The organism is Bifidobacterium sp. VU/mBH4 (B4) (assembly GCF_058199535.1).
This window is the reverse complement of record NZ_JBVPQJ010000001.1, coordinates 281,487-301,785: the sequence shown is the minus strand read 5'-3', so window position 1 is coordinate 301,785 and position 20,299 is coordinate 281,487. Positions and strand designations below refer to the sequence as shown.

Sequence of the window (20,299 nt, the reverse complement as noted above, 5' to 3'; positions counted from 1 at the left end):
TCACTCTACACTGCAGCGCCGACGCTCCAGGTCAGTCCAGACCAGCCTGGGTGGCCTTGGATATCTTCCCGCTGAGCTGATGACGGCCGAGCAGGGAGTGCCGGTAGGAATAGCCGAAGTAGATGGCCAGTCCTGCAGCCAGCCAGACCACGAACCGGATCCAGGTCAGCACGGTCAGGTTGAGCATGAGCCAGAGGCAGGCCAGGGCGATCAGAATGGGAACCCAGGGGTTGCCGGGCATCTTGAAGGACCGGGGCAGGTCAGGCCGGCGCTTGCGCATGACGGGCAGGGAGATGGCCACCAGCAGGAAGGCCGAGAGCGTGCCGATGTTGACCATGTCGGACAAGACGTCTATGGGGAAGCAGGAGGCCACTACAGCCACCACAATGCCGCCCAGGATCTGAATGCGGGCCGGCGTGCCATGACGGCCAGTGCGGGACAGGGCACGCGGAAGAAGCCCGTCCCGGCTCATGGCGAAGACGATGCGGGTCAGCCCCAGCAGGAGCACCATGACCACGGTGGTCAGCCCCACCACGATGCCGAAGGAGATGATCTTGGCGGCCCAGGGAGCACCGACCATCTCGAAGCCTGTGGCCAGGGAGGGATTCTTGGCCTTGGCCAGGTCCTTGTAGGAGACCATGCCGGTGGTGACGATGGCGACCAGGATGTACAGGGTGATGACGATCAGCATGCCCAGGCCGATTCCGCGGGGGATGGTCTTATGGGGCTCCTTGGCCTCCTCGGAGGTGGTGGCGACAATATCGAATCCCACGAAGGCGAAGAAGACCAGGGCCGCGCCTGAGAGGATGCCGGGGATACCGTAGATGGTGGGCTGCATGCCTGAGACCCACTGCCAGAGGGGCTGGCCCATGATTCCCGGCACGCTGGCCCCCGGAACGGCAGAAGCCGGCTCAGAAGGCGGGATGAAGGGCCGGTAGTTGTCCAATTTTACGTAGAAGAAGCCCACCACGATGACGAAGACCACGATGCCGATCTTGAGGACGGTCAAGGCGCCGTCGAACCGGGCTGAAAGCTTGGTGCCCAGGACCAGAAGGACCGTGAAGAGGGTGACGACCGCCAGCGGGGCCAGATCCACATCCAGGCCACCCAGATGGAAGCTGGAGCTGAAGGAGGTGCCGCCCATCAGATGGATGAAGTCGTTCAGGTAGACGCCCCAGTACTTGGAGATGACCGAGGCGGCCATGAGCATCTCCAGAATCAGGTCCCAGCCGATGATCCAAGCCACCAGTTCGCCCATGGTGTTGTAGGTGAAGGTGTAGGCCGAGCCTGAAACCGGGATCATGGAGGCGAACTCCGCGTAGCACATGACGGCCGCCGCACAGACGATGCCTGCGATGGCGAAGGAGATAATGACGGCCGGACCCGCATGGAAGGCCGCTGCCTGGGCCCCCACCGAGAAGATGCCCGCGCCCACAGCCACTGCGACGGCCATGATGGCCAGATCCCAGGTGGTCAGCGTCCGCTTGAGCGACCTGCCCTCCTCCCCGGTCTCTGCCAGGGTCTGTTCAACCGATTTCTTCCTGAATAATTCCATCTTGCTCCCGACTCACGAGTCCCGCTCCGGCGAGTAATCATAGGATATGGTGCCATACAAAACCGAAATACGCTCATTACGTGAAAGCAGGAGCTACCAGGCCAGGTCGATGCCTGGGGTAACGGGCTCGGGAATCAAATGGATGCCGAAGGTGGAATCCACACCTTTCTGGATGGCACGGGCCAAGGCCACCAAGTCGTCTGAGCGAGCACCTCCGCGGTTGGTCAAAGCCAGTGTGTGCACATCGGACAGGGCGGCAGCCGACGCCTCCTCCAGGGCGAATCCCTTGTGGAAGCCTGCATGATCGATCAGCCAAGCCGCTGAGGTCTTGACCAATGCCGAGTCTTCGACAGGATAGCGCGGGGCATCCGCTGGCAGAGCATTCGCGGCCTCAGGGCTGATGATCGGATTGGTGAAGAAGCTCCCGCAGCTGTGGCGGTCAAGCAGCACCCGCTCGCCCCTGGGGCTGTGAAGGTCATCCTGGACTGCCTCCAGAGCCTCTTCCAGGTCGGAGGTTCGACGACATGATCCCATCCATTTGGTCAGATACCGGTAGGGGTCCTCCAACATCCCCTTGCCTGCTCTGACGGTGAGAACCGCCTGGCGAATCCGCTCCAGGGGAAGGGTTGCTCCGGGCTCCACGCCCAGGGCCTTGGCCAACTGGGCTGAACCCACCCGAGCTTCTGATCCGTGTCGCAGGACCAGAGTGACCGAAAGGACCACGTAGCGCGGCGTGGGGAAGAACCGTGCGTCGGGCACGGCCGGCGCCTGGTACATGGTCTGCTTGAGCAGGGAGGTCCTGTACCCGAAATCGAGATCCGAGGCTCTCAGATAGGCAGTGACCTTGTCCTGGCGGTCCCAGACCTCGACCGAGTCGACAAGACGTCCGACCTCCTGGCCGTAGGCGCCGATGTTCTGGACCACCGAGGCTCCTACAGTCCCAGGGATGCCGGATAGACCCTCTGCCCCGATCAGATGCATGCGCACGCAGTATGAGACCAGATCATCCCAGTTGGTCCCAGCGGTGGCGTTGATGTGAACGGCGGGAAGGCCGCCCTCAGGCGGAGCCACCTCGTCGGGCACGCTGATGTCCTGACGGGTGTCGCGCACAACCACGCCGGGAAAGTCCTGGTCGGAGGCCAGCAGGTTGGATCCCCCGCCGATCAGGCAGAGGGGCAACCCCTTGGAATCCGCGTCCTCCACAGCCTCGATCATGCCCACACGGCTTTGGGGCTGAACGAAGGCGGCCATGCTCCCGCCCACACCCACAGTGGTGATATCGGCAAAGGTCGGAATGGTGTCTCTGGAGGATACGTCAGACATGCAATTCACTGTATCATCGTCCCCTTATGAGGGCCTCTCCCGAGCCGGATCCATGCCAGACCTGAAATGCCCCCTGTCGCCCTTGGTGATCATCAATCGGCCATACTCGGATAGCAAAGCAAGGGCATCAAGGTGACTGCGAAGTCCTGTCTGACCCCCCTATCAGCTTTTCCTATAGCTTTCGCAAGACCCGCGCAGGGTCAGGGGACGATTAGCGGCGATAGATATTACCTATATGCCAGGTCGTTGACGGGCCTGCTTCCTGGGGGTTTTATGTGACAAGAGCTTTGGGAAGGGGAATCTCCAAAGCCCTGTTTCCGGACGAAGGGCACCGGAACTACCTGGACGCCTGACCGGGCGTTCATAGGACACATACCAGGAAATGAGCATGCAATGACAGAAGACAGAAGAACCCAGTTCCACCAGATAGCCCATGGCCAGACAAGCCGCCCCTGGCTGACCTCTGCCTGGCAGCACCACATCGGGCACGAGTACGGTGCTGAGAATTTTGCCGCAGCCACCTTGGACTTCGTTCGCAAGTGGGATTGGGACTGGGTCAAGATCAACCCGAGGGCCATCTACTACGCCGAGGTCTGGGACGCAGTCTACGACAAGGATCACTATGATTGGCTGATCCCGCGCACCGTCCGCACGGCCATCCAGGAGGCAGGGGATATCGCCCGCATCGACTATCGCGACCCTGAAACCAATAAGGTGCTCCAAGAGCAGATCCAGGCTGCAAGAGGCATCCGAGACGGCCTTGAGGACCGAGCAGTCATCGACACGGTCTTCTCCCCTCTCTCGGTCCTCCTTCAATTGGGCGATCTCCCCCTCTACCCCGAGGGGCAGGGCTCCGCGCAGGAGGAGGACAGGGATCTGAACAGACAGACGCTGATCTTCGACCAGCCCGAGGCGGCCAAGTCGGCGCTGGACAACATCGCCCGGACCCTTGCCGACTACGCAGCTCTGCTGGTCAGCCCCAAGGAGCAGGGCGGGGCTGGTCTGGACGGCATCTTCTTCGCCGAGACGGGTCTGGCCAGCCATGGCTACTTCAACCAGGCGCAACTGGAGGAATGGGCCAAGCCCTATGACCGGATCGTGATCCAAGCGGTCAGACAGGCCAATCCGGAAGCCCTGGTCCTGGTGCATACCTGCCGGGAGGATGCCCATCCCGAAGAATTCACCGATCTGAATCCCGATTTTCTCCACTGGGACCAGTTCCGCCCAGGCAATCCTGAAATCAGCACCGACTTTCCTGCTGTACCCGTGGGCGGAGCCGACTTCGAACTCTTCAACCCAGGCGGCGACGTGGACCAGATCCGCAAGGAATTGGATCAGACCATCCAGGCCCGTCAAGGCCGTCCCTTCCTCCTGGCGCCCTCATGCACCATCCCGACGCCCGCCGACGAGGAGGCCCTGCGCCTTCTGAGCGGAACCCGGGCCCCCGAGCAAGTCTGAAACCACAAACAACCCACCGACATCAACCGTCAAACTCCAAGGGAGACATCATGGTCATCACATCAAAGCAGCACCGGCAGCACCGTGGCACCATCAGGGCAATGGTTGCCCTCATGACCACCATGGCCATGGCCGGAGCGCTGTCGGCCTGCGGATTGGGAGGCGACAAGGGTTCCTCCACAGGATCGTCAGACCATGTGACCATCGCTGCCATCTACCCTAAGACCGGTCTCTACGCCGAGTACGGAAAGATGTTCCAGCAGGGCTTCGACCTGGCCAAGGACCAGGTCAACAAGAAGGGCGGAATACAGGGCAAGCGCCTGGACATCGACTACTACGACACCCAATCAGATGCCAAACAGGACGCCGCCGTCGCCCCAAAGATCGCCTCCGATAAATCAGTCATCGCCGTTGTGGGCGACTACTCCTCGCCGGCCTCTTCAGCCGCATCGCCTATTTTCCAACAGGCCGGGCTGGTCCATTACGGCTTCAACAACTCCTCGCCGACCTTCACGAATTCGGGTGATCATGTATGGACACCTCAAATATCGCAGAAGACCTACCAGGAAGCCAACGCTGAGGCGGTGTCCAAACGAGCCAAGAAGATCTCCGTCGTCTATATAGAAAACGACTGGGGGAAGGAATCCTTCCAGTACTTCAAGGAGGCTGCGGAACGGCTCGGGGTGCAGATCGTCTACCAGTCCTCCTATCTGCCAGATTCCACGGATCTGACTCCAATACTGATCCCGGCCAAGAATGCCGCCCCCGAGGCCGTGGTGGACATCGGCTACGGACCGGATGGGGCGCTGATCGCCAACACCCTGCGGGACAAGCTGGACTATAAGGGACCCTTCTTCGGCGGTCAGGAGACCAAGGAGTTCCTCTCCCTGACCGGAGCGAACGCCCAAGGGGCCATTATTACCGGCGTCTTTTCGGCAACAGGCACCAAGGATGCGAAAGCCAAAGCCTTCGTCAAGAGCTTCGAGGACCGGTATCACACCGTCCCCGGCAACTTCGAAATCACTGCCTACCAGGCCATCAAGGACCTGGCCTACGCGGGCGAGAAGACCAGCCCCACCAGGGAGGGCATTCAGGAGGCCCTAAGCAAGGTCAAGGACTTCCCGCTCTACCAAGGCCAGGGAGGGACTTTCCGATTCAACACCAAGACCCGCCGGGCGGATACGATCAAGCCCATCCTCCTCCAGGTGGATCAGGGCAAATTCAAACAGATCGAGAAGTGAGCAGCGATCATGGTCGAGACGCTCTTTTCCGGACTCATCCACGGCGGTGTTTACGCTCTGGCCGCCGTGGGAATGTCCCTGGTCTTCGGAGTGACCAATGTGGCCAACTTCGCGCAAGGATCCCTGGTAGCGGTAGGCATGATGACGGCCTGGTGGGTGGGCTCCACCCTCGGTTGGGGGCTCGTTCCCACCATCCTGGCCGTCGTCCTGGTCACAGGCCTGGTCGGTCTGGTCACCAACCTCCTGGTCATCACTCCCCTGGAGGGCCGGCAGCCAATTGCAGCCCTCCTGGGCACCGTTGGCCTAGGGCAGGTCCTGGATAACGGAATGCAGCTGATCTTCGGCTCTCAGACCAGGGCCTTCCCCCAGCTGCTGCCCACCCACAACCTGCATGCGTTGGGCATCAGCTTCGGCACCTCCGACCTGGTCATGGGTCTAGTCGCCCTGGCCAGCATGGTTGCGCTCTGGGCCTTCTTGACCTACGGCAGGACCGGACAGGCCATCAGGGCCACCTCGCAGGATTCCCAGGCCGCATTGCAGATGGGAGTACCTGTCACCTCCATTCGCACCATAGCCTTCGTTATCGGCTCGGTCCTGGCGGGCATCGCCGGAATTTTCATCGGCCTGTTCAAGACGAACATCAACCCCATGGACGGCAACGCCATCGGCATGACGGCCTTTGTGGCCGCCGCCATCGGCGGGCTGGGCTCCATCCCCGGAGCCATCATCGGTGGCCTGGTGCTGGGTTTGGCCGAGGCCGTCGGCGTAGGACTCTTCGGCGATGGCGTGCACGACCTGATCACCTTCGGCACCCTCCTGTTGGTTCTGATCCTCAAGCCTTCAGGATTCCTGGGCCGCAAGGCAGACATGGGCAAGGAGCCCATGACCGGAACCCTACCGGAAGCCGCCAGACCCATCCGTCTGCCGCTTTGGGCCAACCTCGGCCTTGCAGCAGCCGCCCTGGCCACCCCCTTCATTTTCTCCGACCATCTGGCCGGCATCGGGACCCAGGTTGCCATATACGCCATTGCCGCAGTGGGCCTGACGCTGATCTCAGGATCAGCCGGTCAGACCATCCTGGGGTTGGCGGGACCTGTGGCCGTGGGAGCCTACGCCTCGGCCCTGCTGACCATGCGTCTGCATTGGCCCTTCGCCCTCTCCCTGCTGGGCGCGGCCGTCATCGCCGCCCTGGCCGCATCCCTGCTGACATTCCCGGTATGGAAGCTCAGTGGCCACTATGTGGCTATCGCCACCATAGGCGTGGGAGCAGTCATGGTCGCCATCATCCGTATCTGGGAACCTCTGACCAGGGGCTCGCTAGGTCTGCAAGGCATTCCCCTGCCGACATTCCTGGGCAAGCCGCTCTACACCCAGCAGATGCAGTACCTGCTGGATCTGGTCATTCTTCTTCTGGTCCTTGCAGTGATCTCTCGGATCCGGTCCTCACATCTGGGCCACGTCTTCGAAGCCATCGGCGAGGACGGACAAGCGGCCTGGTCCCTGGGGATCAGGACAGGGGCCTACAAGGCGTTGGCCTACGCCCTGGCATGCGGATCGGCGGGTATCGCTGGTGCTCTGCTGGCACACCAGTACACCTATATCGACCCGACCCTCTTCAACCCGACCATGTCGACCCTGATCCTGACCATCATCGTCCTGGGCGGCATGAAGTCCCCGACCGGAGCCGTGATCGGCTCCCTGATCCTGGTAGGCGCCCCTGAACTGCTGCGCATCCTGCCCGAGGTGAGAATCATGGCCTACGGACTCGTCCTGATCATCTTCATCATCTGCAGACCACAGGGTCTGTTCTCAACCAAAAGGAGGGCATGATGACGGGCAGTCAGCATAGTCCCGAACCCGCACGCGACAATCCCGATCAACCCCTGCTCAGCGTGCGCGATCTGAGCAAGAGCTTCCAGGGACTGCAGGCGGTGGCCGACGTGAACATGGATCTGGCATCCGGCCAGGTGATAGGCATTATCGGTCCCAACGGATCAGGCAAGTCCACGACCATCAACCTGATCTGCGGCTTTCTCAAGCCCGACTCGGGCCAGATTAGCCTGAGGGGACGCACCGTGACCGGCCTGCCCGCTACGGACATGGCCGAGCAGGGGGTGTCCCGCACCTTCCAGAACGGCAGGGTCTTCCCGGCCATGAGCGTGGAGGAGAACGTGGCCGTAGGATTCCATAGGCGCCTGGAAGCCCGCAGGCCCTTTCGCCGTCTGGAGAGGTGGCCCATCCTGCGATGGATCCCCCTGCTGACGCAGACCTGGCTGACGCTGGTGCCCGGTCCCGCCTGCGGGAGGGAGGCGGTCGCCGAACGCAAGGCCGTCCAGTCCGAGATCGACAGATTCAGCGAGCGCCTGGAGGAGCATCGCACCCAGGCCGCCTACACCCTGTCCTACGCCAACAGGCGCCGCACCGAGATCGCCAGAGCCCACGTCAGTTCCCCCGACATCCTGGTCTTGGACGAACCCACCGCAGGAATGAACCAGTCGGAGACGGCCGAGGTGCTGCAACAGCTCCTGGAGCTCAAGGCCCAGGGTCAGACCATGCTTCTGGTCGAGCACAAGATCGATCTGATCGAAGCGCTTTGCGACCAGGTCATCGCCATGGACGGCGGCCGGATCATCGCCTCCGGACTTCCCAGGCAGGTCAGTGCCGACCCCCGCGTCATCACCGCATACCTGGGCGACCGCAGACCCCGCAACGATGCCCCCATGAACGGGCAAGCGGATGTTCTGGCCCGGCAGAACGCCCTGGCTCCGGTCACCGCTGCGGAACCGATTGATGGCCAGGATCCCGACAGCACGGGAACCAGGCTGAGAGCCAAGGCTGAGGCCTCTGATGATGAGGGGAAGCCGACAGCCGAGGGGGAACGAACACTGCTCTCCCTGGATGGCGTCGATGTGAGCTATGGCCCGGTCAAAGCCCTGGACCATGTCAGTCTTCGCATTCCCCAAGGCGGCATCGTCTCGCTTCTAGGTGGAAACGCTTCAGGCAAGTCCACAACCATGAAGACCATCCTGGGCCTGCTGGCTCCAAAGGAGGGGACCATCCGTTTGGATGGACAGGAAATCACCCACACCCCCACCAAGGATCGGGTCCGTTCCGGAATCGCCTCAGTTCCGGAGGCAAGAAGGGTCTTCGCGGCCATGAGCGTGGAGGAGAACCTGCGTATGGGCGCCTACACCCAAATGGAGCGCAATCAGATCGAACAGGATCTGGATACCATTTATGAGCGCTTCCCCCGCCTGGCCGAACGCCGCGGGCAGCAGGCCGGCACCCTTTCAGGAGGCGAGCAGCAGATGCTGGCCTTCGGCAGGGCCCTGATGAGCCATCCCCGGCTGATATGCATGGACGAGCCGACCATGGGCCTCTCGCCCAAGCTGGTCGACCAGGTGCTTGAGCAGATCGCCTCCCTTCGCGACCAGCTGGGCATCTCCATCCTTTTGGTCGAGCAGCAGGCCGAGCTGGCCCTGTCCATCGCCGACTACGGGTACGTGCTGCAGAACGGCTTGATCCGTCTGGAGGGGCCTGCCCGACAGCTCTTGAATGATGAACGTGTCCGCCAGGCATACCTGGGCAAGGCAACCTCCGATAGCGGGCGATAAGGAACACCTATGGGAGCAACCTTGCCTGAGGCTCTGAAAGAAGATTCGATGGTGGGCTAGCAAGGGATTCCCGACCGGACACAAGCAGAGGGGCACAACCGTATGAGCAAAGGATTCGCAACAAGAGCCGTCCATGACGGCTATGACTGTCAAAGCCAGGGCGGGGGCGCAGCCAGCGTCCCCATCTACCAGTCGGCCGCCTTTGACATGGTCACCGCCGACCGGGCAGATGCCCTGGCCGCCGGCGAAATTCAAGGATTCTCATACTCCCGCCTGGCCAACCCCACGGTCAAGGTCCTGGAGGACCGCCTGGCCAGTCTGGAGGGGGGCAAGGGGGCTGTAGCCATGGCCTCGGGGATGGCCGCCGTGTCGTCCGCCCTCATGTGCGCAGCCGAAGGTGGCGGGAGGCTGATCTCCCCTGTCGATCTTTATGGAACATCCGTGGATACCATGAAGACCTTCTTTCCCAACTTCGGCATCGAAACGGATTTTGTGGACGACATCAACGACCTTGAGGCAGTGGAATCCCTGATCCAGGACGACACCAGGGCCATCTTCGCTGAGTCCGTGGCCAATCCGTCCACCGCCATAGCCGACATCCCTGGCCTGGCCGAACTGGCCCACCGGCATGGACTGGCCCTGATCATCGACAATACAGTGCCCACGCCATACCTGCTCAATCCGATCGACTTCGGCGCCGACATCGTCGTGCATTCGACCACCAAGGGGATCAGCGGCCACGGCAATGCCCTGGGCGGGGTCATCGTGGATGCGGGACGGTTCGACTGGGGCAATGGCCGCTTCCCGCAGATGAGCCAGCCCGAGCTGATCATCAGCGACGAGCGGCACGGGTCCATGGTCAGCTTTCTGGATGCCTTCGGCAAGATGGCCTTCCTGCACAGGGTCCATACCAAGTACCTGCACACCTTTGGGGCGGTCATGAGTCCCTTCACCGCCTATCTGCAGCTGACGGGCCTTGAGACTCTGGCCCAGCGGGTCGCCACCGAGGTGAAAACGGCAACAACCCTGGCCCGCCACCTGCTGACCATTCCCCAGGTGGAGCAGGTCAACTATTCGGGCATACCCGAGGGGCGGCACCAGGGCGATGCAGATCAGCAGAACCACCTGGCATCGACCCTGCTGCCCAAGGGCGTCGGCACGATTCTCTCCTTCAAGGTCCAAGGGGGCTACGAGCAGGTCAAGCGCATCGTGGACTCAGTGCGTCTCATGAGCTACATGCCCAACATCGGCGACTGCCGCACCCTGATTGTGGACCCGGCCAGGATCACCCACAGGGAGGTTCCAGAACCCTACCGCCTCAGCGCCGGTGTGGGCGACGACCTGATTCGAATCTCCGTAGGCCTGGAGAACCCGGACGACCTGATCGCCGATCTGGATCAGGCCTTTGCGGCCGCCTGCCAGAGCGCTCTCTGAAGGCTGAGCCCCCCCTACATCGCCAAACCCGTTCTGCTTCCAACACTATCCGCAGATAATGCAGGGCAGGAACATAGGCGGATTTGCATAAGGAAGAACGCTTGTATAAAAAAGAACCCGACCAGATGGTCGGGTTCCGATGAAGCCAAAAGACGGGAAGAACTCAGCGGGTCTCCCGGTGCAGGGTATGCTTGCCGCAACGGGGGCAGAACTTCTTGAGCTCCAGACGGTCAGGAGTGTTACGACGGTTCTTGGTCGTAATGTAATTACGCTCCTTGCACACGGTGCACGCCAGCGTAATGCCAGGACGGATATCTGCGGCTTTTGCCATGGTTCACCTCTATAGTCGTTGCACGACCGACGTATGTCGGCCACAGTAGCGAGGAAGAGACTCGAACTCTTGACCTTACGATTATGAGTCGTACGCTCTAGCCAGCTGAGCTACCCCGCCAGAGAGCCTCGGGTGAGAATCGGACTCACGACCTCTTCCTTACCAAGGAAGTGCTCTGCCACTGAGCTACCGAGGCGTGGCGGATAGAGGATTCGAACCTCTGAAGCATTACGCGGCTGATTTACAGTCAGCTCCCTTTGACCGCTTGGGAAATCCGCCATGCCGCACTAGAACCGGAGCTCCGTACGGCAACTTGCCTATAATGACATGTTTTTCTGTTTTCCGCAAGTCCCGCTCCAACGTCGTGTCTTCCGCGTCAGGGCGGGACAGACCGGTCAGAAATCCCAGTCCTCGTCGTCCGTCTCCACGGCCTTGCCCATGACGTAGGAGGAGCCAGAGCCGGAGAAGAAGTCGTGGTTCTCGTCGGCGTTGGGGCTCAGGGATGCGATGATGGCCGGATTCACATCGGTGGTGTCCGAGGGGAAGAGGGCGGGATAGCCCAGGTTCATCAGGGCCTTGTTGCCGTTGTAGCGCAGGAACTTGGTGACATCCTCCACCAGGCCCACCCCGGAGTACAGGCTCTCGGTGTATTCCACCTCGTTGTCGTACAGGTCGCCCAGGAGCTCGTAGGTGTAGTCGCTCATGGCCTGACGCTCAGAGTCGGAGACCTTGGCCAGCCCCTTCTGGTACTTGTAGCCGATGTAGTAGCCATGCACGGCCTCATCCCGGATGATCAGGCGGATCAGATCGGCCGTGTTGGTCAGCTTGGCATGGCTGGAGAAGTACATGGGCAGGTAGAAGCCCGAGTAGAAGAGGAAGGACTCCAGCAGGGTGGAGGCCACCTTGCGCTTCAGGGGGTTGTCGCCCTCGTAGTAGTCCAGGACGATCTGGGCCTTGCGCTGGAGGAACTCGTTGTGCTCGCTCCACTCGAAGGCGGCATCGATCTGAGGGGTGGAGGCCAGGGTGGAGAAGATGGAGGAGTAGGACTTGGCATGGACCGACTCCATGAAGGCGATGTTGGTGTAGACCGCCTCCTCATGGGGGGTCAGCGCATCCGGGATCAGGCTGACGGCGCCCACGGTCCCCTGAATGGTGTCCAGAAGGGTCAGGCCGGTGAAGACCCGCATGGTCAGGGTGTGCTCCTCCTCGCTCATAGACTGCCAGGAGGGCAGATCATTGCTGACGGGAACCTTCTCAGGCAGCCAGAAGTTGCCGGTCAGACGGTCCCAGACCTCCAGGTCCTTCTCGTCCTCCAGACGGTTCCAGTTGATGGCGGAGACCCGGTCGATCAGCTTCAGCGGCTGCCGGGGAATGGAAATGGGTGGGACCATGGTTGATTGCTCCTTGTTGGATGGGTGTTCGACAGTGCGAAGCGGATCAAGACTGGACCGTCAGTCTACCGCATGGACGGACCTGACCTGTGGATGCGGATGCCAAAGGGCCGGCGCCGCCATCAAAGACGGCACCGACCAGGGATTGCACATGCCTGAGGACAGGCGCCTTAGAGCATGCAGCTGACGCAGCCCTCGACCTCGGTGCCCTCCAGCGCCTGCTGGCGGATCCTGATGTAGTAGAGGGTCTTGATCCCCTTGCGCCAAGCGTAGATCTGAGCCTTGTTCAGGTCGCGTGTGGTGGCCGTGTCTGGGAAGAAGAGGGTCAGCGAGAGCCCCTGGTCCACATGCTGGGTGGCCTCGGCGTAGGTGTCCACGATCTTCTTCCAGCCGATCTCGTAGGCGTCCTCGAAGTAGTCCAGGTTCTCGTTGGTCATGTAGGGGGCCGGGTAGTAGACGCGCCCGATCTTGCCCTCCTTGCGGATCTCGATCTTGGAGGCGATCGGGTGGATGGAGCTGGTGGAGTGGTTGATGTAGGAGATGGACCCGGTCGGGGGGACAGCCTGGAGGTTCTGGTTGTAGATGCCGTCCTTGAGGATGGCCGCCTGGAGTTCCTTCCAGTCCTCCACGGTGGGGATGTGGACCTGATACTGGTCGAAGAGGTCCTTGATCCGCTGGGTCCTGGGCTCCAGGGAACGGCTGCCCTCGGTGTACTTGTCGAAGTAGTTCCCCTGTCCTGCCGGCTTGGCGTAGTCGGACTTGGCGAAGGAGGCGAAGGCCTTCCCCCGCTCCACGGCCAGGGCGTGGGAGGCCCTGTAGGCGTGGTAGGCCACGGTCATGAAGTACATGTCCGTGAAGTCCAGCCCCTCCTCGGACCCGTAGTGGATGCCCTCGCGGGCCAGGAAGCCATGGAGGTTCATCTGACCCAGGCCGATGGCATGGCCTTCGTCATTTCCCCTCTTGATGGAGGGGACGGCCTCGATGTTGGTGTGGTCGGAGACGGAGGTCAGGGCCCGCACCGAGGTTTCGACCGTGTCAGCCAGTCCGCCGTCCATGGCCTTGGCGATGTTGAGGGACCCCAGATTGCATGAGATGTCGCGGCCGATATGCTCGTAGTTCAGGTTCTCGGAGTAGGTGCTGGGCTCCTGGACCTGCAGGATCTCCGAGCAGAGGTTGGACATGGTGATCCGGCCGTCGATGGGGTTGGCCTTGTTGACTGTGTCCTCGAAGAGGATGTAGGGGTAGCCGGACTCGAACTGGATCTCGGCCAGGGTCATGAAGAAGTCACGGGCGTCGATGTACTTCTTGTGGATCCGCTTGTCCTTGACCATCTCCTCATAGTGCTCGGTGATGGGGATGTCAGCGAAGGGCTTGCCGTAGACCCGCTCCACGTCGTATGGGGAGAAGAGGGCCATGGGCTCCTTGCGCTTGGCCAGCTCGAAGGTGATGTCGGGGATGACCACGCCCAGGGCCAGGGACTTGATGCGGATCTTCTCATCCGCATTCTCCCGCTTGGTGTCCAGGAAGCGCATGATGTCGGGGTGGTGGGCCGACAGGTAGACGGCGCCGGCACCCTGGCGGGCGCCCAGCTGGTTGGCGTAGGAGAAGGAATCCTCCAGGAGCTTCATGACCGGGACCACGCCGCTGGACTGGTTCTCGATGTGCTTGATGGGCGCGCCCATCTCGCGCAGGTTGCTGAGCAGCAGGGCCACGCCGCCGCCCCTCTTGGACAGCTGCAGGGCGGCGTTGACGCCGCGGGAGATGGACTCCATGTTGTCCTCGATGCGCACCAGGAAGCAGGAGACCGGCTCGCCGCGCTGGGCCTTGCCCAGGTTCAGGAAGGTGGGTGTAGCGGGCTGGAAGCGGCCGGAGATGATCTCGTCCGTGTACTTCATGGCGGCCTGCTCGTCCCCGTCGGCCAGTTCCAGGGCCACGGCCACGCAGCGCTGGGGGAAGTCCTCCAGGTAGCGCTTGCCGTCGAAGGTCTTCAGCGCGTAGGAGGTGTAGAACTTGAAGGCGCCCAGGAAGGTCTCGAATTCGAAGCCGCTCTCGGCCGCATGCTTGTAGATCCTGTCCAGGAACTCAGGGGTGTAATGATCGAAGACCTTCCGGTCGTAGTACTCGTGATCCAGGAGGTAGGCGATCCTCTCGGCCGTGGAGGGGAAGGTCATGGTGTTGGGCCGCACGTGCCGGTCCATGTACTGGCGCTCGGCCTCGTGGTCCTTGTCGAACTGGATCCTGCCGTCCTTGTCGTACAGGTTCAGCATGGCGTTCAGGGCATGGTAGTCGTGAGCCGGATCGAAGGTCTCCTCATCCTCGGATGCGGTCCTGTCCAGGGCCAGGGACGTGTCCTCGTTTGCTCCCATCGGGTGTCCTTTCATGAGTTTTGCGGTGATGATGCGTGTAATGAAATTGGCTCAGGACTCGGGGTGGTTGCGGAAGAAATCCACAACCCCGCGGCGGACCTTCTCCTGGTCCTCCTTGGTGCCCATGAGCTCGAAATAGTAGAGGAAGGGAACATTGCACTTGCGGGAGATGATGTCCCCCGCCATGCAGAAGGCCTCCCCGAAGTTGGTGTTGCCCGAGGCGATGACCCCGCGGATGCCGGCCCGGTTGGCCGGGTCGTTCAGAAAGCGCTTGATCTGCGGCATGACCGCCTTCTTGGCCGATCCGCCCCCATAGGTGGGGACGATCAGGATGTAGGGCTGTCGAATGTTGAGCGGCGGGTCCTTGGGCCTCAAAGGGATGCGGAAGACGTCAATCCCCTCCTCATCCAAATGGCAGTTGGCGATGAACCGGGCAGTGTTGCGCGAGGCCGATGAGAAGTAGACCACAGCCCCCAGGCGCTGACCCTGGGCGGCGAACTCGGGAGCGCTGAGCTCCGAATCAGTTCCGGCGGTCTGCTGTTGCTCCATGCTTCCTCCTGATCAGGCCATCCAGAGCCTGTCTTGACGGTGACGCCCGCCCTGAGGACGGACCGATCAGAACCCGCCCAGCGCGAGCCTGAACTACTATATGTGCTGTTGATATCGGAAACGGTGAGCATATATAGGGTTTTCTGTGCCCAATATCACACCGTCTCCACCTGGCCTAGAAGTCCCAGTCATCGTCGTCCGTGGACTCGGAATGCCCCATGACGTAGGAGGAGCCCGAACCCGAGAAGAAATCATGGTTCTCGTTGGCCGATGGCGACAGGGCCGCCAGGATCTCCGAGCTGACATCGGTCTGGTCGGCTGCGAACCGGGCCGGGTAACCCAGGTTCATCAGCGCCTTGTTGGCATTGTAGCGGACGAAGGCGAAGACATCCTCGACGAAGGGGAAGCCCTCATAGATCTGCCCGGAGTAGACCATCTCCAGATCGTAGAGCTTGTCCAGCAAATCGTTGGTGAACTTCTCCAGCATGGCCTGGTCGGCCTGGGTCCTCTCCTCCAGACCCCGCTGATACTTGTAGCCCGAGTAATAGCCATGGATGGCCTTGTCGCGCAGGATCAGCCGGATCATGTCAGCCGTGTTCATCAGCTTGGCATGGCTGGAGAAGTAGAGAGGCAGGTAGAAGCCCGCATAGAGCATAAGCGAGGAGAGCATGGTGGAGGCCACCTTGCGCTTCAGGGGATCCTCGCTGACATACTCGTGCAGGACCGTGTGGACGCGCTCCTGGAGGACATCGTTGGCCACGGCCCAGCGGTAGGCCTTGTCGATCTCCTCGCTGGAGCAGAGGGTGGAGAAGACCGAGGAGTAGGAGCGGGCATGGACCGACTGCATGAAGGCGATATTGGTGTAGATGGCCTGCTCCTGCTCGGTGCGGGCGTGATCGATCTGCACCAGCTCGCCGATGGTGGCTTGGGTGGTGTCCAGCATGGTCAGCCCGGTGAAGACGCGGACCGTGGTCTGGCGCTCATGATCGGTCAGGGTGTTCCAGGATGGGATGTCATTGGACAGGGGCACCTTCTCGGGAAGCCAGAAATTGGAGACCAGGCGGTTCCAGACCTCGAGATCTTTTTCGTCGGTGATCTTGTTCCAGTTGACCGGGCGGATCCTGGCCTCAGGGGTGACCCGGTACTGGGGCGGGGTGATGGATTGGCGCATCATCTCATCGTCGGCATAGACGCTGGACTCTGCCTTGGTGTTTTCTTTGGTGCTTTCCTGCTGGCTCATGACAAAACCGCCTTTCGTGAATCAGTCGACTGCTGCTGGAGCTGCACTCCCATTCCGGCCAGAATGGCCCTGACCGCCCGAACGTCCTCCGCGGTGCCCAGCAGCTCGAAGCGATAGAGCTCAGGGACGCCGCACCGGTGGGCTATCAGCGGTCCGGCCGCGCAATAGGCGCTGCCGAAGTTCCGGTTGCCCGAGGTGATGACCCCGCGGATCAGCCCGCGGTTGACCGGATTGTTCAGGAAGTGGATGACCTGTTTGGGCACGGCCCCCTTGGCTGACCCGCCGCCATAGGTGGGCACCAGCAGAAGGTAGGGCGCATCCATGACGAGCATGGGCTGGCGCCGCTCGTACAGGGGGATGCGGAGAGGCTCCTCCACGCCCAGCCGCTGCACAAAGCGGTGGGTATTGTTGGAGACGCTGGAGAAATACACCAGCCTGGAGGCACCATCGGGAGGATCGTGCCGATCCACATCTGCTAAGGACATAGAGACTGCTGCTCCTTGGTAAACACTATATATTGGATTGACTTGGCCAGCCAACCACAATATATAGGTTTATCCAAGACGACACAAGTTCACAGGAGCAAAACCGTCCCCGCTGTGACATTCCATACAAGAACGGAGACCGCAGTCGAATGCATTGACGATTGCGCCAGTGCAACCTTCAGCCGGAGATCAGATCCTGCGGCAAACCCTGTCGACGCAGGTCGGCGCAAACCTCCAGGACCCGGTCGTTGGCCTCCCGCTCCCCCACAGTGATGCGGATGCCCTCGCCAGGGAAGGTTCTGACCGATAGGCCTGCGTCGCGGAAATGCTGATCAGCCTGCGCCGCAGCCTGGCCAAGAGGCAGCCAGTAGTAGTTGGCCCGAGGTTCAGGAATCTTCCACCCCTGCTCCTGCAAACCAGCCAGGATCCTGGCCCGTTCCTGCTTGAGTGCCTGGACCCGTTCGGCCAGGCGGTCCTGTGCATCCAGGCTGGCCATTGCCGCCGTCTGGGCCACATCGGTGACGCCGAAGGGCAGGGCCACCTTGTTCATGCCGGCAATGATTGGCTCGGCAGCCACGGCGTACCCGATCCGCAGACCGGCCAGTCCGTAGGCCTTGGAGAAGGTCCGGGCCACGATCACATTGGGATGCTCGCGCATGAGCGACAACCCGTCAGCGCGATCAGGATCGTCGTTGAACTGTATATAGGCCTCGTCAAAGAGCACCGGCAGATCCGCAGGCAGGGCCTGCAGCAGCCGTTCGGCCTGGTCGCGGTCGACGTTGGTCGCAGTCGGATTGTTGGGATTGTTGACGATGACCAGTCTGGTGCGGTCGTTGACCGCGGCGATCATGGCCTCGATGTCATGCCGCCCCTCGGTATCCAAGGGCACGGGCACCCCGGTGGCTCCAGCCGAGGTGACGATGATGGGATAGGCCTCGAAACTGCGCCAGGGATAGACCACCTGATCGCCATGACCGGCCACCAGATCAACCAGCTGGGTGATGACCTCGGTGGACCCGCATCCCAGCTGAATGCATGCAGGATCCACCCCATGCAGCTGGGCCAGCCGCTCCACCAGACGGGTGCCATGCATGTCCGGATAGCGGTTCAGATGGCTCAGGGCCTGCTCGGAGACGGTCTGGATCACGCCGGGCAGGGGCGGGTAGGGGTTCTCATTGCTGGAGATCTTGTAGCTGGTGAACCCGGGAACAGCTGGTGCCGGGCTGCCCTGCCGGTAACCGGGCAGGGCATCAATGCTGGGACGATGACGATAGTACATGGGCACCATGCTAGCGGCCGCCATATGTCCCTGCGGGGTCTGTTCCGCTGCACGGTCCTCCCGAGACGCGAATGGCCCCCGGTCCTTCCGCAGGACCGGGGGCCACAATCACCCTCTCTTTACTTGAGGATGGCCAGAACGTCGCGCGCGGACACGATCAGGTAGTCCTCGCCGCCGTAGTTGACCTCGGTGCCGCCGTACTTGGAGTACAGAACCTTGTCGCCAACCTTGACATCCATGGGGATGCGCTCGCCCTTGTCGTCACGACGGCCGGGGCCTGCCGCCAGCACCTCGCCCTGCTGGGGCTTCTCCTTGGCGGTATCGGGAATGACCAGCCCGGAAGCGGTCTTGGTCTCCGCCTCAGCCTGCTTGATGACGATCTTGTCTTCCAACGGTGTGAGTGAAATCGACACTGTGGACCTCCTACATCTTGTGAGAACAGCCAATGAACCCACGCCGGAACGTCGATGAGAGGCTGACGAACACTCACCACGCATTCCTTTGCGCTACAAGTCATAGTAGCGCGAAATTAGCACTCTGCCAACTTGAGTGCTAACGCTGGTGGTGAAAGATCAATACCCGATCGGCCCCTCAGGACTTAGATGCCGGACGCCGCCGGGCCAGGATGGCCTCCACGCCGATGGACAGGGAGTCCTCGCTGCGGTCGGGCACCTCGACCTGGGCCTGCATTTCCTGCTTGTGAAAGTCGTCGGGCCGCTTGTCGGCTTTCTTCTGATCCGCCTGTTTCTTTTCAGGGGGACGGGCCACGGAGACCTGCCGGGTGGACTTGATCTCCAGGCTGTGAGGACCCTCATCCTCGCTCTTTTTGCCATCCATGTCCGATCCCTCGCCATTGGCTGATCCTAGGGAGAAGGAGATCAGATCCTGGCCCGCCGCCATACCGAAGGCATCCAAGGCCGGAGAGGGACTGATGCGCTTGAGCTCATTAGTGGCATCGTCCTGGGCCGACGAAGCTGGGCGCGCATTGCCAACAGACGTAGAGACCGGTCCCGACTTGCCCGACTGGGCAGCGGCGGACCGGGCTGCAGGCTTGGAGGCAGCGGACTTGTCCACCGACGACTTGGGCGCTGCGGGCTTGGAGGCAGCCTTTGCGGCCGTTGAAGATTTGGTGGTTGCCGGTTTGGAAGCCTTCGGCCGAGAAGCCGCTTGTTTGGATGGGGTCCGATCAGAGGCCTTCTTGGCAGCGGATGGCCTGCTCGTCGCATGCCCGGTTTGCGCAGCGGCCTTCTCGGTCGACTTGACGGACCCAGCCGAACCTTGAGTCTTACTGCTGCCGACTGCCGGATTTGCAGGCTTGGAGGAATTGTGCTGTCTGGCCTGAAGAGCTGCCTGCTGATCAGCCTTGGCCTGGGCCAGCGTTCGACGGATCTCGCCCTGGTCCAGCACATCCGTGGCAGTTTCCGTGCGGCCCTCACTCTTGGCCTGACCGGGTTTGCCGGAGGTCTTGCTCTTAGTCAGACTGGCTGCCTGCTGACGACGCTGCCGGGCACGCCGCTGGGCTAAATTGCGCTCCCAGGCCCGGGCCTGGGCCGAGGCATGCGCGCCGGCGGCCAACACCACTACCACCAGCGCCAGAGGAACCAGCGTAAACCATGGGCTGTAGTCCACAAGGAAGGAGCAGCCGGCCACCAGCAGGGTGATGACCAAGAGGGCAAGAACCAGGATGCGACGACGACGTATGGCCGCGCGGCGCAACTGTCTGATCTGCTTGATGCGCTGGGCTTGACTGCGCCGGTTGCCATCCTGCTGCCCTTGCTGCATGACCAACCCTTTCACCGTCCTCGACTGCCTGTCGCAGAACCTCATGCCGTCTTCCCGACCCACCATGTGCAGGGAGGTGGAAAGCCTGTCCTGGCGATGCTCCGAGGCCCGCTTCATGCCCTTGACGGTGCGAAACGGCAGCCAACCCAGCACCAGAATCACCGCAATCACCAAAACCACGATGCTGCTGAGTGATTCATAAACCATAGGTACTACGTTAGTTGACGGTATGCCCCAAGCGGCAAGTCAAA

General features: G+C 61.7%; 16 protein-coding genes and 3 tRNA genes. 5 read left to right on the top strand and 14 right to left on the bottom strand.

Annotated elements, in window-relative coordinates; translation table 11 throughout:
• Nucleotides 1-31 precede the first annotated feature (31 nt).
• A complete protein-coding gene (locus AC0AII_RS01235; protein ID WP_490445817.1) occupies nucleotides 32-1,555 on the bottom strand; it encodes an amino acid permease in 1,524 nt (507 codons plus the stop codon).
• 93 nt (nucleotides 1,556-1,648) lie between these two features.
• Nucleotides 1,649-2,878 (bottom strand): FAD-binding protein, encoded by a 1,230-nt coding sequence (locus AC0AII_RS01230; protein ID WP_490445816.1) that lies wholly within the window; start codon nucleotides 2,876-2,878, stop codon nucleotides 1,649-1,651.
• Between the two features lie 393 nt (nucleotides 2,879-3,271).
• On the opposite strand from AC0AII_RS01230, the gene AC0AII_RS01225 reads away from it, so the two are divergent.
• The 5 genes from AC0AII_RS01225 to AC0AII_RS01205 all read left to right on the top strand — a co-directional run bounded on the left by AC0AII_RS01225 (nucleotide 3,272) and on the right by AC0AII_RS01205 (nucleotide 10,625).
• Nucleotides 3,272-4,336 carry a uroporphyrinogen decarboxylase family protein gene (locus AC0AII_RS01225; RefSeq protein WP_490445815.1) on the top strand — a complete coding sequence of 355 codons (1,065 nt, stop codon included), beginning with the start codon at nucleotides 3,272-3,274 and terminating at the stop codon, nucleotides 4,334-4,336.
• A 50-nt stretch (nucleotides 4,337-4,386) separates the two neighbouring features.
• Entirely contained in the window at nucleotides 4,387-5,577 is a 1,191-nt protein-coding gene (locus AC0AII_RS01220) for an ABC transporter substrate-binding protein (protein WP_490445814.1), read from the top strand.
• A gap of 9 nt (nucleotides 5,578-5,586) precedes the next feature.
• A complete protein-coding gene (locus tag AC0AII_RS01215; protein ID WP_490445813.1) occupies nucleotides 5,587-7,407 on the top strand; it encodes an ABC transporter permease in 1,821 nt (606 codons plus the stop codon).
• A complete protein-coding gene (locus AC0AII_RS01210) occupies nucleotides 7,407-9,191 on the top strand; it encodes an ATP-binding cassette domain-containing protein (protein ID WP_490445812.1) in 1,785 nt (594 codons plus the stop codon). The genes AC0AII_RS01215 and AC0AII_RS01210 overlap by 1 nt, the downstream gene beginning before the upstream one ends.
• 102 nt (nucleotides 9,192-9,293) lie before the next feature.
• On the top strand, nucleotides 9,294-10,625 hold the full coding sequence (locus AC0AII_RS01205; RefSeq protein ID WP_490445811.1) for an O-acetylhomoserine aminocarboxypropyltransferase/cysteine synthase family protein: 1,332 nt from the start codon (nucleotides 9,294-9,296) through the stop codon (nucleotides 10,623-10,625).
• Between the two features lie 163 nt (nucleotides 10,626-10,788).
• On the opposite strand, the gene rpmG is transcribed toward AC0AII_RS01205, so the two are convergent.
• From rpmG to AC0AII_RS01145, 12 genes are all read right to left on the bottom strand, one after another.
• Nucleotides 10,789-10,956 carry a 50S ribosomal protein L33 gene (gene rpmG, locus AC0AII_RS01200; RefSeq protein ID WP_015022386.1) on the bottom strand — a complete coding sequence of 56 codons (168 nt, stop codon included), beginning with the start codon at nucleotides 10,954-10,956 and terminating at the stop codon, nucleotides 10,789-10,791.
• A gap of 46 nt (nucleotides 10,957-11,002) precedes the next feature.
• A tRNA-Met gene (locus AC0AII_RS01195) sits at nucleotides 11,003-11,076 on the bottom strand.
• A gap of 4 nt (nucleotides 11,077-11,080) precedes the next feature.
• Nucleotides 11,081-11,152: transfer RNA gene (locus tag AC0AII_RS01190), tRNA-Thr, on the bottom strand.
• 1 nt (nucleotide 11,153) lies between these two features.
• Nucleotides 11,154-11,235, bottom strand: a tRNA-Tyr gene (locus tag AC0AII_RS01185).
• A 116-nt stretch (nucleotides 11,236-11,351) separates the two neighbouring features.
• Nucleotides 11,352-12,347, bottom strand: coding sequence for a class 1b ribonucleoside-diphosphate reductase subunit beta (nrdF, locus tag AC0AII_RS01180; RefSeq protein ID WP_045924827.1), 996 nt, complete (start codon nucleotides 12,345-12,347; stop codon nucleotides 11,352-11,354).
• A 170-nt stretch (nucleotides 12,348-12,517) separates the two neighbouring features.
• A complete protein-coding gene (gene nrdE / locus AC0AII_RS01175; protein WP_490445810.1) occupies nucleotides 12,518-14,713 on the bottom strand; it encodes a class 1b ribonucleoside-diphosphate reductase subunit alpha in 2,196 nt (731 codons plus the stop codon).
• A gap of 51 nt (nucleotides 14,714-14,764) precedes the next feature.
• Nucleotides 14,765-15,262, bottom strand: coding sequence for a class Ib ribonucleoside-diphosphate reductase assembly flavoprotein NrdI (gene nrdI, locus AC0AII_RS01170; RefSeq protein ID WP_101432834.1), 498 nt, complete (start codon nucleotides 15,260-15,262; stop codon nucleotides 14,765-14,767).
• A 175-nt stretch (nucleotides 15,263-15,437) separates the two neighbouring features.
• Complete coding sequence (gene nrdF, locus AC0AII_RS01165; protein ID WP_045925134.1) at nucleotides 15,438-16,433, bottom strand: class 1b ribonucleoside-diphosphate reductase subunit beta; 996 nt, start codon at nucleotides 16,431-16,433, stop codon at nucleotides 15,438-15,440.
• Nucleotides 16,434-16,498: 65 nt separating this feature from the next.
• Nucleotides 16,499-16,987 carry a class Ib ribonucleoside-diphosphate reductase assembly flavoprotein NrdI gene (nrdI, locus tag AC0AII_RS01160; protein WP_144085034.1) on the bottom strand — a complete coding sequence of 163 codons (489 nt, stop codon included), beginning with the start codon at nucleotides 16,985-16,987 and terminating at the stop codon, nucleotides 16,499-16,501.
• A 178-nt stretch (nucleotides 16,988-17,165) separates the two neighbouring features.
• Nucleotides 17,166-18,266, bottom strand: coding sequence for a histidinol-phosphate transaminase (locus AC0AII_RS01155; RefSeq protein WP_490445809.1), 1,101 nt, complete (start codon nucleotides 18,264-18,266; stop codon nucleotides 17,166-17,168).
• A 119-nt stretch (nucleotides 18,267-18,385) separates the two neighbouring features.
• Nucleotides 18,386-18,679 carry a co-chaperone GroES gene (gene groES / locus AC0AII_RS01150; RefSeq protein ID WP_015022393.1) on the bottom strand — a complete coding sequence of 98 codons (294 nt, stop codon included), beginning with the start codon at nucleotides 18,677-18,679 and terminating at the stop codon, nucleotides 18,386-18,388.
• Nucleotides 18,680-18,857: 178 nt separating this feature from the next.
• On the bottom strand, nucleotides 18,858-20,255 hold the full coding sequence (locus AC0AII_RS01145) for a hypothetical protein (RefSeq protein WP_490445808.1): 1,398 nt from the start codon (nucleotides 20,253-20,255) through the stop codon (nucleotides 18,858-18,860).
• Nucleotides 20,256-20,299: the final 44 nt, after the last annotated feature.

Bases quoted from the DNA above. Each gene is read 5' to 3' on its own strand.
- rpmG (WP_015022386.1), bottom strand. From the start codon at position 10,956: ATGGCAAAAGCCGCAGATATCCGTCCTGGCATTACGCTGGCGTGCACC.
- AC0AII_RS01205 (WP_490445811.1), top strand. From the start codon at position 9,294: ATGAGCAAAGGATTCGCAACAAGAGCCGTCCATGACGGCTATGACTGT.
- AC0AII_RS01225 (WP_490445815.1), top strand. From the start codon at position 3,272: ATGACAGAAGACAGAAGAACCCAGTTCCACCAGATAGCCCATGGCCAG.
- nrdF (WP_045924827.1), bottom strand. From the start codon at position 12,347: ATGGTCCCACCCATTTCCATTCCCCGGCAGCCGCTGAAGCTGATCGAC.
- nrdF (WP_045925134.1), bottom strand. From the start codon at position 16,433: ATGCGCCAATCCATCACCCCGCCCCAGTACCGGGTCACCCCTGAGGCC.
- AC0AII_RS01215 (WP_490445813.1), top strand. From the start codon at position 5,587: ATGGTCGAGACGCTCTTTTCCGGACTCATCCACGGCGGTGTTTACGCT.
- AC0AII_RS01220 (WP_490445814.1), top strand. From the start codon at position 4,387: ATGGTCATCACATCAAAGCAGCACCGGCAGCACCGTGGCACCATCAGG.
- nrdI (WP_101432834.1), bottom strand. From the start codon at position 15,262: ATGGAGCAACAGCAGACCGCCGGAACTGATTCGGAGCTCAGCGCTCCC.
- nrdI (WP_144085034.1), bottom strand. From the start codon at position 16,987: ATGTCCTTAGCAGATGTGGATCGGCACGATCCTCCCGATGGTGCCTCC.
- nrdE (WP_490445810.1), bottom strand. From the start codon at position 14,713: ATGGGAGCAAACGAGGACACGTCCCTGGCCCTGGACAGGACCGCATCC.
- AC0AII_RS01155 (WP_490445809.1), bottom strand. From the start codon at position 18,266: ATGTACTATCGTCATCGTCCCAGCATTGATGCCCTGCCCGGTTACCGG.
- AC0AII_RS01235 (WP_490445817.1), bottom strand. From the start codon at position 1,555: ATGGAATTATTCAGGAAGAAATCGGTTGAACAGACCCTGGCAGAGACC.
- AC0AII_RS01145 (WP_490445808.1), bottom strand. From the start codon at position 20,255: ATGGTTTATGAATCACTCAGCAGCATCGTGGTTTTGGTGATTGCGGTG.
- AC0AII_RS01230 (WP_490445816.1), bottom strand. From the start codon at position 2,878: ATGTCTGACGTATCCTCCAGAGACACCATTCCGACCTTTGCCGATATC.
- AC0AII_RS01210 (WP_490445812.1), top strand. From the start codon at position 7,407: ATGACGGGCAGTCAGCATAGTCCCGAACCCGCACGCGACAATCCCGAT.